The 16,109-nt window shown below is 66.1% G+C and carries 13 protein-coding genes; 7 read left to right on the top strand and 6 right to left on the bottom strand.

The genetic code is table 11. From position 1 onward, the window contains the following. Nucleotides 1-92 precede the first annotated feature (92 nt). From C4E04_RS05895 to carA, 3 genes are all read right to left on the bottom strand, one after another. On the bottom strand, nucleotides 93-944 hold the full coding sequence (locus C4E04_RS05895; RefSeq protein ID WP_109595859.1) for a GyrI-like domain-containing protein: 852 nt from the start codon (nucleotides 942-944) through the stop codon (nucleotides 93-95). 74 nt (nucleotides 945-1,018) lie between these two features. After that, nucleotides 1,019-1,393: a hypothetical protein gene (locus C4E04_RS05900; RefSeq protein WP_109595861.1), complete on the bottom strand. Its 375-nt coding sequence runs from the start codon at nucleotides 1,391-1,393 to the stop codon at nucleotides 1,019-1,021. Between the two features lie 164 nt (nucleotides 1,394-1,557). Continuing rightward, nucleotides 1,558-2,772 carry a glutamine-hydrolyzing carbamoyl-phosphate synthase small subunit gene (gene carA / locus C4E04_RS05905; protein WP_109600821.1) on the bottom strand — a complete coding sequence of 405 codons (1,215 nt, stop codon included), beginning with the start codon at nucleotides 2,770-2,772 and terminating at the stop codon, nucleotides 1,558-1,560. 142 nt (nucleotides 2,773-2,914) lie between these two features. On the opposite strand from carA, the gene C4E04_RS05910 reads away from it, so the two are divergent. After that, on the top strand, nucleotides 2,915-3,373 hold the full coding sequence (locus C4E04_RS05910; RefSeq protein WP_109595863.1) for a GatB/YqeY domain-containing protein: 459 nt from the start codon (nucleotides 2,915-2,917) through the stop codon (nucleotides 3,371-3,373). Between the two features lie 24 nt (nucleotides 3,374-3,397). Here C4E04_RS05910 and C4E04_RS05915 read toward each other — a convergent pair whose 3' ends face one another. Then, nucleotides 3,398-3,976 carry a cysteine hydrolase family protein gene (locus C4E04_RS05915; protein ID WP_109595866.1) on the bottom strand — a complete coding sequence of 193 codons (579 nt, stop codon included), beginning with the start codon at nucleotides 3,974-3,976 and terminating at the stop codon, nucleotides 3,398-3,400. Nucleotides 3,977-4,091: 115 nt separating this feature from the next. Between C4E04_RS05915 and C4E04_RS05920 the strand changes: the two genes are divergently transcribed. The 3 genes from C4E04_RS05920 (at nucleotide 4,092) to rpoD (ending at nucleotide 9,690) form a co-directional block, all read left to right on the top strand. Continuing rightward, complete coding sequence (locus C4E04_RS05920) at nucleotides 4,092-4,523, top strand: Lrp/AsnC family transcriptional regulator (protein WP_109595867.1); 432 nt, start codon at nucleotides 4,092-4,094, stop codon at nucleotides 4,521-4,523. Between the two features lie 1,105 nt (nucleotides 4,524-5,628). After that, nucleotides 5,629-7,521 carry a DNA primase gene (dnaG, locus tag C4E04_RS05925; protein ID WP_109595870.1) on the top strand — a complete coding sequence of 631 codons (1,893 nt, stop codon included), beginning with the start codon at nucleotides 5,629-5,631 and terminating at the stop codon, nucleotides 7,519-7,521. A 177-nt stretch (nucleotides 7,522-7,698) separates the two neighbouring features. Beyond that, nucleotides 7,699-9,690 (top strand): RNA polymerase sigma factor RpoD, encoded by a 1,992-nt coding sequence (rpoD, locus tag C4E04_RS05930; protein WP_109595872.1) that lies wholly within the window; start codon nucleotides 7,699-7,701, stop codon nucleotides 9,688-9,690. 59 nt (nucleotides 9,691-9,749) lie between these two features. Here the strand turns inward: rpoD and C4E04_RS05935 are convergent, their stop codons facing one another. Both C4E04_RS05935 and C4E04_RS05940 read right to left on the bottom strand, forming a co-directional pair. Next, nucleotides 9,750-11,009, bottom strand: coding sequence for an MgtC/SapB family protein (locus C4E04_RS05935; protein WP_109595874.1), 1,260 nt, complete (start codon nucleotides 11,007-11,009; stop codon nucleotides 9,750-9,752). A 65-nt stretch (nucleotides 11,010-11,074) separates the two neighbouring features. Next, entirely contained in the window at nucleotides 11,075-11,959 is an 885-nt protein-coding gene (locus C4E04_RS05940) for a hydrogen peroxide-inducible genes activator (RefSeq protein WP_109595876.1), read from the bottom strand. A gap of 93 nt (nucleotides 11,960-12,052) precedes the next feature. Here C4E04_RS05940 and C4E04_RS05945 point away from each other — a divergent pair, with 93 nt between their 5' ends. From C4E04_RS05945 to C4E04_RS05955, 3 genes are all read left to right on the top strand, one after another. Further along, the gene (locus C4E04_RS05945; RefSeq protein WP_109595878.1) at nucleotides 12,053-13,519 is read left to right on the top strand and encodes a catalase; all 1,467 of its coding nucleotides are present in this window, start codon (nucleotides 12,053-12,055) and stop codon (nucleotides 13,517-13,519) included. A gap of 167 nt (nucleotides 13,520-13,686) precedes the next feature. Next, nucleotides 13,687-14,961: a dicarboxylate/amino acid:cation symporter gene (locus C4E04_RS05950; RefSeq protein WP_109595883.1), complete on the top strand. Its 1,275-nt coding sequence runs from the start codon at nucleotides 13,687-13,689 to the stop codon at nucleotides 14,959-14,961. Nucleotides 14,962-15,064: 103 nt separating this feature from the next. Next, nucleotides 15,065-16,042: a cation diffusion facilitator family transporter gene (locus tag C4E04_RS05955; RefSeq protein ID WP_109595886.1), complete on the top strand. Its 978-nt coding sequence runs from the start codon at nucleotides 15,065-15,067 to the stop codon at nucleotides 16,040-16,042. The last annotated feature ends 67 nt before the right edge of the window (nucleotides 16,043-16,109 follow it).

The following is a 16,109-nucleotide window of genomic DNA, read 5'->3' on the forward strand; positions in this document are numbered from 1 at the left end:
CGCGGCAATCTCCGTGTCCGTCTGTCTCGTTCAGTCGGAAGGCAGAACGCCGGATGTGCCGAAAGGTTTGATGCCCCTTATCGCCAGGGGACTCAGCCCTTCAGCGGCAGGGAGACCTCGGTGAGGAGCTCGGAGGCCGGAACGTCGCGGGGATTGTTGAGATAGGTCTCGAAGACCGGCTGATCGCCGACCTCCTCGCAGCTCTGCGGAAGCCACTCGCGGTAGAGCTGGCGATAGACCTCATCCAGCCCCGTATAGGGCCCCTTGTAGAGAATGGTCGCGATCCGCCCGGCCGGGATATGGCGCAGGGTCATGCCGTCGGAGAGCGGCATGTCCGGCTCGACCTCGAGGCCGGCCTCGGAGCGGAGTTCCGCCTCCGGCACGCTCCCCGGGTCATCGTAATAGAGGCCGATCATCCGGCGCGGGGTGCTGAAGAGGCCCCGTGCGCCGCCCCATGCGGCCAGTCGGTCGAAGCATCGCCCGATATCGTGATAGTTGCCGCGATGAGGGTAGGTCGCGAGATGAACGCCGTCGAAATCCTTCACTGTGACAGGCAGCATGATGTCGTCTCCGTTTTCGGTTGGGCGAAACGGAGTGAACCGTGCCCGGAACGCGCCCGGGGGCTCGCCATGGCCGTTACCGAAGGCCCGCGTGAAGGCCTCGACGGAGCCATAGCCCGCCCGCCGGGCGATCCGCTCGATGGGATAGGCCGAGCGGGCCAGTTCCCCGGCAGCCCGGTGCAGCCGCAGCCGGCGGACGGTATCGGCAACCGTCTCGCCCGCAATCGAGCGGTAGATGCGATGGAAATGATAGGGCGAGAAGCAGGCGATGCCTGAAAGCCGCTCTAAGGACAGATCCCCGTCCAGGTTGTCGGCGATATGGTCGATGACCAGGGCCACCCGGCGGCCGTAATCGAGTCGCGTCTTGTGTTTTGTCTGCAGCATGGATCACTCCGAGACCCGACCTTACGGGCCTCGAATTGATCACGGTTGCGGATTTGACGCGAGTGGGCGGGTCTTCAGAGGCCGAGCGAGAGGGCCGTCACGGCCCGGTCGATGGCGAGGTAGAACACCACGAACGCGAGGGCGCCCGCGATGGCGAACTCGATCATCTGGTTCTTGAAGATCCGCATCTGCCGGAAGATCTCGCGCCCGGACACGGACATCAGCCAGGCGATCGTCAGAACAGCCGGAAAGACGAAGAGGAACGACCAGGTGCTCTCCACCTGACCCGCATAGGACGGATCGATCAGCGGACGGATGTTGCGGACCCAGGGAGCATAGAAGGACGCGTAAAGCGAGGTGAGCCACGCCAGGCCGACCGCAACCCCCAGGTGGAACGTGAACAGGCTGTGCAGGCGTCCGAATTCGCCTGTCTTTTCGTCAATGGTCATCGGAGAAACCCCCAAATCACGATTCGTATGGTCAATGTTTTTTGGTTTTCGACCGGTTAACGTGATTTGGGGAACTTGCGCAATACACGTGTTGTCACATGCATTGTCGCGGAGACATCCTTCTTCCGGCCAAGCTTCGACGCCGGGCCGGAAGAAAATAGTCTTTAAGCTTGGCGTTTCGCCTTCTCGTCTTCGATCATCTTCACGAAGCGGTCGAAGAGATAGTGGCTGTCCTGCGGGCCCGGGGAGGCTTCCGGGTGGTACTGCACCGAGAAGGCCGGCCGGTCGGTCAGCGCAATGCCGCAATTGGAGCCGTCGAAGAGCGACACGTGGGTCTCGACCGCGTTCTGCGGCAGGGTCTCGGGATCAACCGCGAAGCCGTGGTTCATGGAGGTGATCTCCACCTTGCCGGTGGTCCTGTCCTTGACCGGATGGTTCGCGCCGTGATGGCCCTGGTGCATCTTCTTGGTCTTGCCGCCGACCGCGAGGCTCAGCATCTGGTGACCGAGGCAGATGCCGAAGGTCGGGATCTTCTCGTCCAGCACCTTCTTGATCACCGGAACCGCATATTCGCCCGTGGCGGCCGGATCGCCCGGACCGTTGGACAGGAACACCCCGTCGGGCTTGAGCGCCAGGATGTCGTCGGCCGAGGCGGTGGCGGGCACGACCGTGACCTTGCAGCCTGCGCGGGCGAGGAGGCGCAGGATGTTGCGCTTCACGCCATAATCGATGGCGACCACGTGATGCTTGGTCTCGGCCTGCTTGCCGTAGCCCTGGCCGAGGGTCCAGGTGCTCTCGTCCCAGTCGAAGCGCTGGGCGCCGGTGACCAGGGGGACGAGGTCGAGCCCGTCCATGGACGGCAGGGCGGCTGCGCGGGCCTTAAGGGCGTCGAGGTCGAAGCGGCCCTCGGGGTCGTGCGCGATCACCGCGTTGGGCATGCCCTTCTCGCGGATGAGGGCGGTGAGCGCCCGGGTGTCGATGCCCGTGAGGCCGACGATGCCACGGGCCTTGAGCCAGCCGTCCAGGTGGCGGGAGGCCCGCCAGTTCGACGGATCGGTGACTGCGGCTGCCATGATGGCGCCGCGCACACCCGACGAGGAGGCGGCGTTCACGCTCTCGATGTCCTCGTCGTTGGCGCCGACATTGCCGATATGCGGGAACGTGAAGGTGATGATCTGGCCGGCATAGGACGGGTCGGTCAGGATTTCCTGGTAGCCCGTCATGGCCGTGTTAAAGCAGACCTCGCCCGTGGCCTCGCCGATGGCGCCGATGCCGAAGCCTTCCAGGACGGTGCCGTCCTGAAGCACGAGAACAGCCGTGGCGCGCGGCTCCGTCCAGCCACCCGAGGAGGACCCGGTGGTGTCTTTGTCTTGCAGCATCGTCATGATCTCTTGTAAGTCCCAGCCCAACGGGTCGCGTTCGAGCAGGCGTGCCTGTGACGCCCTGGGCCCAATCCCGGTGACTTAAGGGGCCGTTCGCGCCACGTCAACGCTCGGACGCTTAAAACGCAAGGAGAGGCGCATGCTGCGCGAACGTTTCACCGCCGACATGAAGGAAGCCATGAAGGCCGGCGACAAGCCCAGGCTCGGCGCCATCCGGCTGATCCAGGCGGCCCTCAAGGACAAGGACATCGAGGCCCGCGGCGCCGGCAAGGGCCAGGCCACGGACGAGGAGATCCTGGCCCTGCTCCAGAAGATGATCAAGCAGCGCCAGGAATCCATCACCATGTACGAGCAGGGCGGACGGGCGGAGCTCGCCGCCCAGGAGAAGGCGGAGGCCGAGGTCATCTCCTCCTACCTGCCCAAGCAGATGGACGAGGCGGAGGTGAAGGCCGCCATCGAGGCCGCCATTGCCGAGACCGGGGCCGCCTCCATGAAGGACATGGGCAAGGTGGTCGGCCTCCTGCGCGGCAAATATGCCGGCCGCATGGATTTCGCCAAGGCGAGCGGTCTCGTGAAGGAGATGCTGCCCAAGGGTTAAGCCCTTGGGCTGGGGCCCCTCTGGTCAGGCCGCCTTCCCGGCGGCCGCGCCCAGCTCTGCGAGAAGGTCCCGGGTCGTCGTCACCCGGGCGAACTCGAAGCCGAGCGTCGCCACATGGACCCGGTGGACGGTTTGGGCGGGAATCGTGCCGCCCGCGCCGTCCGGCAATTCGAAGCAGTCGCAGGCATCCTCGACCAGCACCATCTCGTATTCGAGATTGGCGCCGACCCGCACGGTGGTCGAGACGCACATGTCGGTCGAGATCCCGAAGACCACGATTGTGCGGATCCCGAGGCGCTTGAGCCGGAGGTCGAGATCGGTGCCGATGAAGGCCGAGTTGACGCTCTTGGAAATCAGCGCCTCGCCGGAGCGCGGCTCGAAGCCCGGGCGGAAGGCATTGCCCGGCTGACCCGGCGCCAGGGTCGAGCCCGGCTCCACGGAATCGTGCCTCACATGGAGGACCGGCAGACCCCTGGTCCGCCAGGCTTCCAGCAGGGCGAGGCCGTTGGCGTCGAGATCGTTGTTCCAGCGGCGGGGCCAGGAGGGTTGGTCGAAGGCCTGCTGCATATCCACAGGCAGGAGGGCGGCGTTGGCGAGGGTCATCGGGGTCTCCTTGGTCCGTCATTTCTGGCACGACATGGTGCCGGTTTCACTCGACAAGATGACGGTCCGGCCGGCTAAATGCCGGTCACGACCTTCCCGCACAGGCTGATCCGTCATGCTCGACGACAAAGACAAGATTCTGATCGCGGCCTTGCGGAAGAACGCCCGGGAGAGCCTCGTGGGCCTTGCCCGCAGCGTCGGGCTCTCGCGCAGCGCCACCCAGGAACGGATGCGCCGCCTGGAGCGGGAGGGGGTCATCCGGGGCTACACGGTGGAGCTCGCAGCCGAGCAGGACCCAGCCGTGCGGGCCATGATCGCCGTCACGTTCCAGCCCGGCTTCCGCTGCAAGCACGTGGTCCCGCACCTCGCCGGAATCCCCGAGATCGTCGCCTGTCATTCCCTGACCGGCTCCATCGACATGATGGTGATGGTGGCCTGCGGCTCTAACGCGGCCCTCGACCACGTCCGCGATACGGTTGCGGCCACCGAAGGCGTCGCGACGGCCACGACTCATCTCGTGCTGGGGACGCCGCTGGCGCGGTCGTGACAGGCGTTGCAACGGACAGGCGCGATATCCTCTCCGCTGCGCTTCTCCCTCTCCCGTGTGGGAGAGGGGCAGGGGTGAGGGAGGGCCCTCTCCAGAGAAGGCGAGCCCCGACCCGCCGCACTGCCTCTTCACCCCTAGAACTTGGAGTGCGCGGGAGGCGCCGAAGTGCCCTCTCCCCCCCTTGTGGGGGAGAGTTGGAGAGGGGGTGAGCGCCACGTTCTGAAAGTCCTGCGCCGACACCCCCACCCTGGCCCTCCCCACAAGGGGGAGGGGATCGCGGCGCGCTTGCCTCGCCTGTTCTTCTTTGGTTCTTGACAGGGCGGTCAAGCTAAGCTATATCCTTGCGCATCTGCTCCCGCCGAGGGGCGCGCTCGCGAGGCGTCGCCGAATGCGGGGAGCGGAACGGTCCTGTGGTCCCACCCGACGCAAGGTGGGGCCCAGGTGGCCCCGGCAGAGCCGGAGGTCCGGGCTGGCCCGGCGCCGCGTGCGGTTCTCACCGCAACGCCGCGTCCGGGCAGTACGTGGACCTTCCGCGGCCGGTCCGCCGAAACAAACCGTGCGCGCTGACGCTTCGGCTCACCGCATTATTCATCATTCCCTCAGAGCCGGAGCGATCCTCTCGTCCCCCTCGATCCTGCATTCTCCTCCGGGCCTCACCGCCCGGAGGACGCAGCGGCATGCCGTCATGGCGCCATCGTCATTCCCAAACCGCTCCCCGTCATTCCGGGACAGCGCGAAGCGTTGGGCCCGGAACCCATAACCATTGAGCTTTCCAAGAATGGCGCAGTGGTTCTCACAGCTCCCTATTCTGCACCCTCAGCGGCTATGGGTTCCGGGCTCGGCTCTACGAGCCGCCCCGGAATGACGGGAGTGTCATGGTCTGACAGGGGCATGGCTCGACAGAATTCCTTCCCCCTTGCGGGGAGAGTGAGGGACGTTGGAGAGGGCAGGGTAGCGCCTCCCGCGTCTCTCCTCTCCAATCATGTCACTGGCTCAAGGTGCGGCGAAGCTGTGGATTGCGGGCACAGGGCGGCTTGGGCATTCGGTTTCTGTCTCGGTTGCCGCCGCCCTAGTTTATCCAGGTTGTTTGGAGATATCGCTGACCTTGCGTTACCCGCCCCAGATCCTCGAGGAGATCCGCGCCCGGCTGCCGGTTTCGGCCGTCGTGGGCAAGCGCGTGCGCCTCAAGAAGGCCGGGCGGGAATGGAAGGGGCTGTCCCCGTTCAACGCCGAGAAGACGCCCTCGTTCTACGTGAACGACCAGAAGCAGTTCTACCATTGCTTCTCGTCCGGCAAGCACGGGGACATCTTCACGTTCCTGATGGAGACCGAGGGGCTGTCCTTCCCGGAGGCCGTGGAACGGCTCGCCGCGGAAGCCGGTGTGGCGCTGCCGAAGCTCTCCCGCGAGGACCGGGCCGAGGAAGTCAAACGCAACACCCTCTACGACGTCATGGAGATGGCCGCGGAGTTCTTCATGGCGTCCCTCCAGGGCCGGTTCGGCCTGAAGGCGCGCGATTATCTGGCCGGTCGTTCCCTGGGCCGCGAGATCCAGGAGCGCTTCCGGATCGGCTATGCGCCGCCGGAGCGCTACGCCCTGCGGGACCATCTGGCCGGGAAGGGCGTGCCCCTGGAGATGATGGAGGAGGCGGGCCTCCTCTATTCCGGCGAGGATGTGAAGGTCCCTTATGACCGGTTCCGGGACCGGGTCATGTTCCCGATCTGTGACCTGCGCGGGCGGGTCATCGCCTTCGGCGGCCGGGCCATGAGCGCGGAGGTCTCGGCGAAGTACCTCAACTCGCCGGATACGCCGCTCTTCAACAAGGGGCGCCTTCTCTACAATTTCCACCTTGCCCGCAAGCCCGCCCACGACCGTGGGACCGTGATCGTCGCGGAAGGCTATGTGGACGTGATCGCGCTGAGCACGGCGGGCTTCCCCAATGCGGTCGCGCCCTTAGGGACGGCCCTGACCGAGGACCAGCTCGCCCTGCTCTGGCGCATGGCGGACGAGCCGATCCTGTGCTTCGACGGCGACAAGGCCGGGCGCCGGGCGGCCTACCGCGCCCTCGACATCGCCCTGCCCAATCTCAGTGCCGGCAAGTCCCTGCGCTTCGCGCTCCTGCCGGAAGGGCAGGATCCGGACGATCTCGTGCGCTCGGGCGGCCCGGCCGCCATGGAGCGGGTGCTCGCCTCCGCACGGCCTCTCATCGACATCCTCTGGGCGCGGGAGGTGGAGGTCGGTCCCCTCGATACGCCGGAGCGGCGGGCCGCGCTGGAGCAGCGCCTGCGCGAATCGCTGTCACTGATTCGCGACGAAACCCTCCGGCGCTATTACCGGGAGGACGTCGAAAGCCGTCTTTCCACGCAGAATCCGGAGCCGCGGCCAGGTCGGTTCAGCCGCCAGGGCGGAGATTTCCGGCGGGGCCGCCGGGGCCCTGCGCCGATCACGCCGAGCGCCAGGCTGAGCATCAGCCCGCTGCTCGCCCGCAGCGCCCTTTTCACGGGCGGCTCCGGCGAGACGCCCCGCGACGCGATGATCCTGTGCACCTTCCTGGCCCATCCGGAGATGCTCCACAGTCACGCGGAAACCCTTGCGGAGCTTGAGTTTGAGGGGAGGGGTGCGCAGGATCTCCGGCGGTTTCTCATCGACGACGCGGCCCATGGCGAGCCCTCGGATCCCGACGTGATGCGCGCCCGCCTGGAGCGGGCGGGGCTTGCGGATGTGGCGGAACGTCTTACATCTCTGGTACGCCCCGGGGACCGCTGGGTCCTTGATCCGCATGCCGATTTCCTGCGACTCGAAGACGCATTGCGGCAGGCAATCACCTTGCATCGCCGCGCACGCACGTTACATAGCGAGCTTCGGGCTGCGGAGCGCGCACTCGCCGAAGACGACAACGAGGCCAATCTCGCCTGGCTGCGAGAGGTCCAAAACCAGCTGTCTTCCGTCGAGGGTGCCGAGGCCGATCTAGACGACGGAGTTGTCCACCGCGACCACTGATGCCCGGCGGGCATGGGCGGACGGACGAGCGGGGAGAATGGTTAACGGTTAGTCAAGCGACTTGCTGTTTTATTGTTTGGAATGAATTTCGGGTGGTGAGGCCTTCGAGCTTCGCTGCCCATTCGCGCATCGCCGATCCGGCTTGGGGGCCGGTGGGGCGCCGGAGTAGTGCAAAGCATGGCAACGAAGGCAACCGAACGGGACGAAGCCGAGACCGCAGCGCCTGAGCAGCAGAGCGACGGGCCTCTTCTCGATCTGACCGATGCCGCCGTTCGGCGGATGATCAAGCTCGCCAAGAAGCGCGGCTACGTAACCTATGACGAGCTGAACGAGGTCCTGCCCTCCGAGGAGTTCTCGTCCGAGCAGATCGAGGACGTGCTCGGCCAGCTGTCCGAGATGGGCATCAACGTGGTCGAGTCGGAGGAGGCCGAGGAAGGCGAGAAGGCTGAGGCCGAGGACGAGGAGGCCGATGGCGGCGACCTCGTCGAGGCCACCCAGACTCGCGCCGTCGCGGTCCGCGAGACCACGGCCAAGGAGCCGACCGACCGGACCGACGACCCGGTGCGCATGTATCTGCGCGAGATGGGCTCGGTGGAGCTTCTCTCCCGCGAGGGCGAGATCGCCATCGCCAAGCGCATCGAGGCCGGGCGCGAGGCCATGATCGCAGGGCTCTGCGAGAGCCCGCTGACCTTCCAGGCCATCATCATCTGGCGCGACGAGCTCGTCGAGGGCCGGGTGCTCCTGCGCGACATCATCGACCTCGAAGCCACCTATGCGGGCCCCGACGGAAAGGGTGCGCCGCGGGAGGCGATCGGCGACGGCGAGGAGGAGCCCGCCGCCGAGGAGGGCGAGGGCGCCACTCCGCCGGAAGGCGAGATGGACGACGACGACCTGGAGAACAACGTGTCTCTCTCGGCCATGGAAGCCGAGCTGAAGCCGCGTGTCCTCGAAACCTTCGATTCCATCGCGGACAACTACAAGAAGCTGCGGCGGCTCCAGGTGGAGCATGTCGAGCAGCGCATGCAGAACAAGCAGCTGACGCCGGCCCAGGAGCGCAAGTACCGGGAGCTGAAGGCCGACATCGTCGCGTCCGTGAAGTCCCTGTCGCTCAACAACAACCGCATCGAGGCCCTGGTCGAGCAGCTCTACGACATCAACAAGCGGCTCATCTCCCATGAGGGCCGCCTGATGCGCGTGGCCGAGAGCCACGGCGTCGCCCGCGAGGAGTTCCTCCGGCACTACCAGGGCTGGGAGCTCGATCCGAAATGGGTCCTGCGCGTCTCCAAGCTCGGCGGCAAGGGCTGGAAGGACTTCGTGGCCCGCGGCAAGGACCAGATCCACGAGCTGCGCGAGAAGATCCACAACCTCGCGTCCGAGACCGGCCTGGAGATCCAGGAATTCCGGCGCATCGTCATGATGGTGCAGAAGGGCGAGCGCGAGGCCCGGCAGGCCAAGAAGGAGATGATCGAGGCGAACCTGCGTCTCGTGATCTCCATCGCCAAGAAGTACACGAACCGCGGCCTCCAGTTCCTGGACCTGATCCAGGAGGGCAATATCGGCCTCATGAAGGCGGTCGATAAGTTCGAGTACCGGCGCGGCTACAAGTTCTCGACCTATGCCACCTGGTGGATCCGGCAGGCGATCACCCGCTCGATCGCCGATCAGGCCCGCACGATCCGCATTCCGGTGCACATGATCGAGACGATCAACAAGATCGTCCGCACCTCGCGCCAGATGCTGCACGAGATCGGCCGCGAGCCGACCCCGGAGGAGCTGGCCGAGAAGCTCGCCATGCCGCTCGAGAAGGTCCGCAAGGTCCTCAAGATCGCCAAGGAGCCGATCTCCCTCGAAACGCCCATCGGCGACGAGGAGGATTCGCACCTCGGCGACTTCATCGAGGACAAGAACGCGATCCTGCCCATCGACGCAGCGATCCAGAGCAATCTTCGTGAGACAACGACGCGAGTCCTCGCGTCGTTGACCCCGCGCGAGGAACGCGTGCTGCGCATGCGCTTCGGTATCGGCATGAACACCGACCACACCCTTGAGGAGGTCGGACAGCAGTTCTCGGTGACCCGCGAGCGTATCCGCCAGATCGAGGCCAAGGCGCTCCGCAAGCTCAAGCACCCGTCCCGCAGCCGGAAGCTCAGGAGCTTCCTGGACAACTGACCGGACTTCCCAAGGCGCCCCATCCGGGCGCCTTGTTTTTTTGGCCGCTGGGTCGCCTCTTATCCCACGCGCAGGAAATGGGTCACGGCGCCGGCCGTGATGGCGGCTGCGCCTGCGGCGGCGACGAGCCAGCCGGTTTTTGGCGTTCCGAGCACAAAGGTCATGCCGGTCTTCACCACCGTGTTGGTCGCGACCGCCAGCGCGATCCCGATTGCGGCCGCCGCAAGGGGGAGGGACGTCTGCGAAAGGCGGGCGAACGAGAGGGTAACCGCGTCCACGTCGGCGATTCCCGAGAGGATGGCGAGGAGGTTAAGGCCCGCGCCGCCGAACTTCTCGCCCAGGATCTTGGCGAAGAGGCTGATGAGGGCGATCAGGCCCGCAAGGCGCAGCGCCGTTCCGAGTTCGAAGGGATTCTGGATTTTCAGGTCCGGAGAGCTTCCATCCCGGCCGGCATGCCAGAGCAGCAGGGCTCCGGCGAGGAGCAGCACGAGCCCGCCCGCCCCGAGCGGCCAGGCGAGGGGTGCGAGGAGCGGCACGTTCACGGCGCCCGCCACGGCAATCACCCGCACGACCATCACGGCGCTCGAAAGGAGGATGCCGCCCGCGAGGATCCGGCTCGCGCCGGGCTGCTCCCGGGATAGGCGCGCGAGGGTCACGGTGGTCGCGGTCGAGGAGGCGAGGCCGCCTGCAAGCGCCGCCAGCGCGACGCCGTGGCGGCTCCCCAGAATCCTGACGGCTACGTAGCCCACGAACGAAAGGGCCGCGATGACGATGGCGAGCAGCCAGATCTCCGCCGGGTTGATCGCGTCATAAGGATCGACCGTGCGGTTCGGCAGCAGCGGCAGGAGCAGGAACGTCATGGCGAGGAGGATCAGCACCGCGCGGATCTCCACCCAAGTCAGCCGCCTCAGCCAGGAATGGAGCGGCTGCTTGAGGGCCAGGATGATCGTCGCGGTCACGGCCACGGCGACTGCGATGCGGATGTCGCCGAGGATCGAATAGGCTCCGAGCGCGAAGGCGAGGAGCGCCGCCACCGTGCCGGTCGCGCTGACATTGCCCTCTGCGGAGGCCTCGAGCCACGCGAAGGCCGTGAAGGCGATCGCGAAGGCGAGGAACGCGAGGCTCAGGAAGACCGGACCGAGCCCGTTGCTCAGGATGGCACAGAGCGCCCCGAGGAGGGTCGCGAGCATGTAGGTGCGAAGGCCTGCCGCGCGCTCGCCCTCCGCTTCGTCCCGCTGCTTCCAGCCGCGCTCGAGCCCGATGAGCATTCCGATGGCGAGCGCGACGGCGAGACGTTCGAGCAAGGGGTCCAGGGTCATGAAGTCAGTCCTCGGCGGAAGGCGGGGCCTTTGTAAGCCGCCTTCCGGTTTCCACCTAGAGCGTTTCAGGCCCGTGCGTCCGTCAGCACACTGGCGAGGGTAGCGGCATCTTTCCGCCGGGAGGAGGAGCGGCGCCAGGCGAGGCCGATGGTGCGCACCGGCTCCGGCTCCGTGAAGCGCACGAGCTGGACGCGGTCCGTGCCTTCCGTCGCTGCCGCCATCTCGGGCAGGAGGGTGATGCCGTAGCCGTTGGCCACGAGGTGCATGACGGTCGAGAGGCTGGAGGCGCCAAAAGCCTGGGACGTGTCGGGCGAGAGGGCGCTGCACACGCTGAGCGCTTGGTCGCGCAGGCAGTGGCCTTCCTCCAGCAGCAGCACGTGCTCCGACGCGAGGGCCTCGGGCGTGATGCGCTCGTTTGCGCTCCTCCCAGCCCGGGCCTGCCGCGCCACCAGGAAACGGTCCTCGAAGGCCGCCAGGGTGTCGAGTTCCGGGCGGTCGAGCGGGAGGGCGGCGACGATCAGATCGAGTTCGCCGCGCACGAGTTCGTCCACGAGGGCTGCGGTCTGGGTCTCGCGGACGCGCAGGTCGAGTTCCGGATGGTGCTCGTGGAGCAGGGGGAGGGCCTTCGGCAGCAGGTAGGGGGCGATGGACGGGATGATGCCGAGCCTCAGCATGCCGACAAGGGGTGGCTTCTCCCGGCGGGCATAATCCTCCAGGTCAGCGACCGCGGCCAGAATTGCGGAGGCGTGCCGGACGATCTCCCGGCCCTCGGAGGTCAGTTCCACGGCGTTGCGCCGCCGTTCCACCAGATGAAGGCCCAGGGACTGCTCCAGTTCCTGGATCTGCATGGACAGGGCCGGCTGGGTCACGTGGCAGAGGGTGGCCGCGCGGCCGAAATGGTGCGTCTCGGCAACGGCCGCGAGATAGCGGAGCTGGCGCAGGGTGATCATGACGATAAGTTAAACTGATCGAGGCGGTCAGACAATCGAATTGGACTTATGGTTAAGCCTCGCCGATGGTGCACCCAATCCAGGAGGACCACCATGACGAAACCGACCATGACCACCACGGCCGGCGCTCCCATCGCCGACAACCAGAATTCCATGTCGGCCGGCCCGCGCGGGCCGCTGCTGCTGCAGGATTACCAGCTTGTCGAGAAGCTGGCGCATCAGAACCGGGAGCGCATTCCTGAGCGTGTGGTTCATGCGAAGGGCTCGGGCGCCTACGGCACCTTCACGGTGACGCAGGACGTCACGAAGTACACGAAGGCGAAGCTATTCTCCGAGGTAGGCAAGCAGACGGAAATCTTCCTGCGCTTCTCCACCGTGGCGGGCGAGCGCGGCGCGGCGGATGCCGAGCGCGACGTGCGCGGCTTCTCGGTGAAGTTCTACACGGAGGAGGGCAACTGGGACGTGGTCGGCAACAATACGCCGGTCTTCTTCGTCCGCGACCCGCTGAAATTCCCCGACTTCATCCGCACGCAGAAGCGCCATCCGGCCACCAACCTGCGCAGCGCCACCGCCATGTGGGATTTCTGGAGCCTCTCGCCCGAGAGCCTCCACCAAGTCACCATCCTGTTCTCGGACCGGGGCCTGCCGCAGGGCTACCGCTTCATGCACGGCTTCGGCTCGCACACCTATTCGTTCCTCAACGATGCGGGCGAGCGCTTCTGGGTGAAGTTCCACTTCAAGTCGATGCAAGGCATTCGTAACTGGACCAACCGGGAGGCGGAAGCCGTTATCGCCAAGGACCGCGAGAGCGCCCAACGTGACCTCTACGAGGCCATCGAGCAGGGCGATTATCCGCGCTGGCGGGTCTGCGTGCAGATCATGCCGGAAACGGATGCCGAGAAGACCTCCTACAACCCCTTTGACCTCACCAAGGTGTGGCCGCATGCGGAATACCCGCTGCACGAGGTCGGCATCCTGGAGCTGAACCGCAACGCCAGGCATTACTTCGCCGAGGTGGAGCAATCCTCCTTCTCACCGTCGAACATCGTGCCGGGCATCGGCTTCTCGCCCGACAAGATGCTCCAGGGCCGCATCTTCGCCTATGCGGATGCGCATCGCTATCGGGTCGGCACCCATTATGAGGCCCTGCCCGTGAACCGCCCGCGCTGCCCGGTCCATCATTATCATGCCGACGGCAGCATGCTGTTCGAGGTGCCCGAGCGGGGCGACGCTTACTACGAGCCGAACTCCTTCGGCGGCCCGACACAGGATGCCCGCGCCGCCGAGCCCCCGCTGAAGATCTCGGGCGATGCAGACCGCTACGACCACCGGATCGGCAACGACGATTACAGCCAGCCCGGAGCCCTTTTCCGGCTGATGAGCGATGACCAGAAGGCCCAGCTCATGGACAACATCGCCGAGGCGATGCAGGGCGTGCCCGTCGAGATCGTGAAGCGCCAGGTGCTCCACTTCTACCTCGCCGACAAGGCCTATGGCCTCGGTGTTGCCGCCCGGATGGGCCTGTCGCCGAGCGAGGCGATTCCTCAGGCCGCGGAATAGGCTTAAGCCCCCCAGCCTTGACCGCGGGGCCGCCCGGTTCGCCGGGCGGCCTTTTTGTTTTCGGCCATGCAGAGACGTCATTACGCCCCCGCGTTGGCGGGAATTGCATATGATAACGTGATTTGCCAAATATTCACGATCAAATCTGCTTAATGAAAGCAAAATACATGATTAAAACGTGGTTTAGCCGGCCGCTCTGGCAGCGGGTCGCGGTCGGCTTCGCGCTCGGCATTCTGGCTGGCGTGCTTTTCGGCGAGAAGGCTGCCGTCTGGTTCAAGCCGCTCGGCGACATCTACCTGAACCTCGTGCGGATGATCGTGATCCCGCTCGTGTTCTTCACCATCGTGTCCAGCGTCGCGAAGCTGGCCGAGGCTGGGAACGTGGCGCGGCTCGGAGCCCGCACCCTGTTCTGGTTCATGGCGACCTCCGCGGTCGCGGTTCTGGTCGGCTTCGCGTTCGGCCACCTGATCGATCCAGGCCTCGGCCTGTCGAACCTGCCGCTCGGCGAGGTGAAGGCGCGGACGATCCCGTCTCCGCTCGAGGTGCTCATCGGCATCGTGCCGACGAACCCCATCAAGGCCATGGCGGACACGAACGTGCTGCAGGTGCTCTTCTTCGCCGGGATCGTCGGCGCTGCGCTGGTCTCCCTCGGCGAGAAGACAGCAGGCCTCAGGGCGCTCGCCGACCAGGGCGCCGCTCTTGTGTTCCGCATCACCCGCTGGGTCCTGCAGCTGACGCCCATCGGCACCTTCGGCCTCATCGCCTGGGTGGTGGGGCGCTACGGCCTGTCGTCCCTGCTGCCCCTCGGCAAGTTCATCGCGGCCATGTACATCGCCTGCCTGTTCCACATCATCGTGGTCTATGGCGGTCTCCTGAAGCTGCACGGCCTCAAGGTCGGGCGCTTCTTCCGCGGCGCACTGCCGGCCCAGCAGATGGCCTTCGCGACCTCGTCGAGCCTGGCGACCCTGCCCATGTCCCTGCGGGTGGCGGTGGAGCGTCTCGGCGTGCCGCAGAGCTATGCGAGCTTCGCGGTGCCGCTCGGCGCCAATGTGAAGATGGACGGCTGCGGCGCGATCTATCCGGCCATCGCGTCGATCTTCATCGCGCAGTATTTCGGCCTCGACCTCTCGCTGACGCAATACGTGCTGATCGGTCTTACGGCGGTGCTCGGCTCCCTCGGCACGGCCGGCGTTCCGGGCACCAGCATCGTGATGCTGACGCTGACGCTGAGCACCGCGGGCCTGCCCCTGGAGGGGATCGGCTACATCGTGGCCATCGACCGGGTGATCGACATGATGCGCACGGCGACCAATGTGACCGGCCAGATCCTCGTGCCGGTGCTGGTCGCCAAGGAGGAGGGCATCCTGGATCTCGCGGTCTATAACGGCCGCGAAGAGGCCCGTGCCGGGTCCCCCGAGGCGGTTCTCGCGCCTGCCGAGTGATCTTGATCCGGCCGGAGCGAACCCTGCTCCGGCCGGTTTTCCCGTCGGGAGATGCAACCGCAGCCGAGCCTGACCGTTCTGCTCTGGACGGAGCAGGGCGAGCATGGCGTCGCAGACCTCATCGAAGAAAGTCATCTACGCGGCGCTGATCGGCAATTTCCTGATCGCCGTCACCAAGTTCGTGGCGGCCGCCTGGACCGGAAGCTCCGCCATGCTGAGCGAAGGCGTCCATTCCCTCGTCGATACCGGCAATGAGCTCCTGCTCCTCTATGGCCTCCACCGTTCCAAGAAGCCACCCGACAAGGCGCATCCCCTCGGCCATGGGCGGGAGCTCTATTTCTGGACCTTCATCGTCGCGCTTCTGATCTTCTCTCTCGGCGCGGGCGTCTCGATCTATGAAGGCATCGTCCATCTCCGGCATCCGGAGCCTATGGAGAACCCGCTCGTCGCCTATGTGGTGCTGGGCCTGTCTCTCCTCTTCGAGGGCGGGTCCTGGTGGATCGCCCTCAAGGAATTTCGCAAGGCCAAGGGGCGGCTCGGCTATTTCCGCGCCGTGCGGGAGAGCAAGGATCCCACGACCTTCACGGTCCTGTTCGAGGACACGGCTGCCCTGGCCGGCCTCCTGATCGCCCTCGCGGGCGTGGCTGCGGCCCAATATTTCGAGATGCCGGAGCTCGACGGCATGGCCTCCCTCGGCATCGGCGTGGTGCTTGCCGTCACGGCCCTCGTCCTGGCGCGCGAGACGAAGGGGCTGCTCATCGGGGAGGCTGCCAACAAGCGCCTGGAAGGCTCGGTCCTGGCCATCGCGCAGGCCGACCCAGCCGTGGAGCGGGCGAACGGCGTCGTGACCGTGCACCTTGCGCCGAACCAGGTGGTCGCGGCGCTCAGCGCCGAGTTCTCCGACGAGCTGCGCACGCCCGACATCGAAGCCTGCGTCACCCGCGTGGAGACGAAGATCCGGCAGGCACATCCCGAGATCACCACGCTCTTCATCAAGCCCCAGAGCGCAGGCACCTATCACCGCCATCATCCGGCGACCGAGGCAGCAATCCGGCATCCGGCGGACGCGTCGTCGCATTAACGGATGCGTGACCGCCGGCCGCTATTGAAAGCGTGCATTGTTCTCCCATCATACCCAGCCTGGATCA

It is taken from the genome of Microvirga sp. 17 mud 1-3 (assembly GCF_003151255.1).
Taxonomy (GTDB): Bacteria; Pseudomonadota; Alphaproteobacteria; order Rhizobiales; family Beijerinckiaceae; genus Microvirga.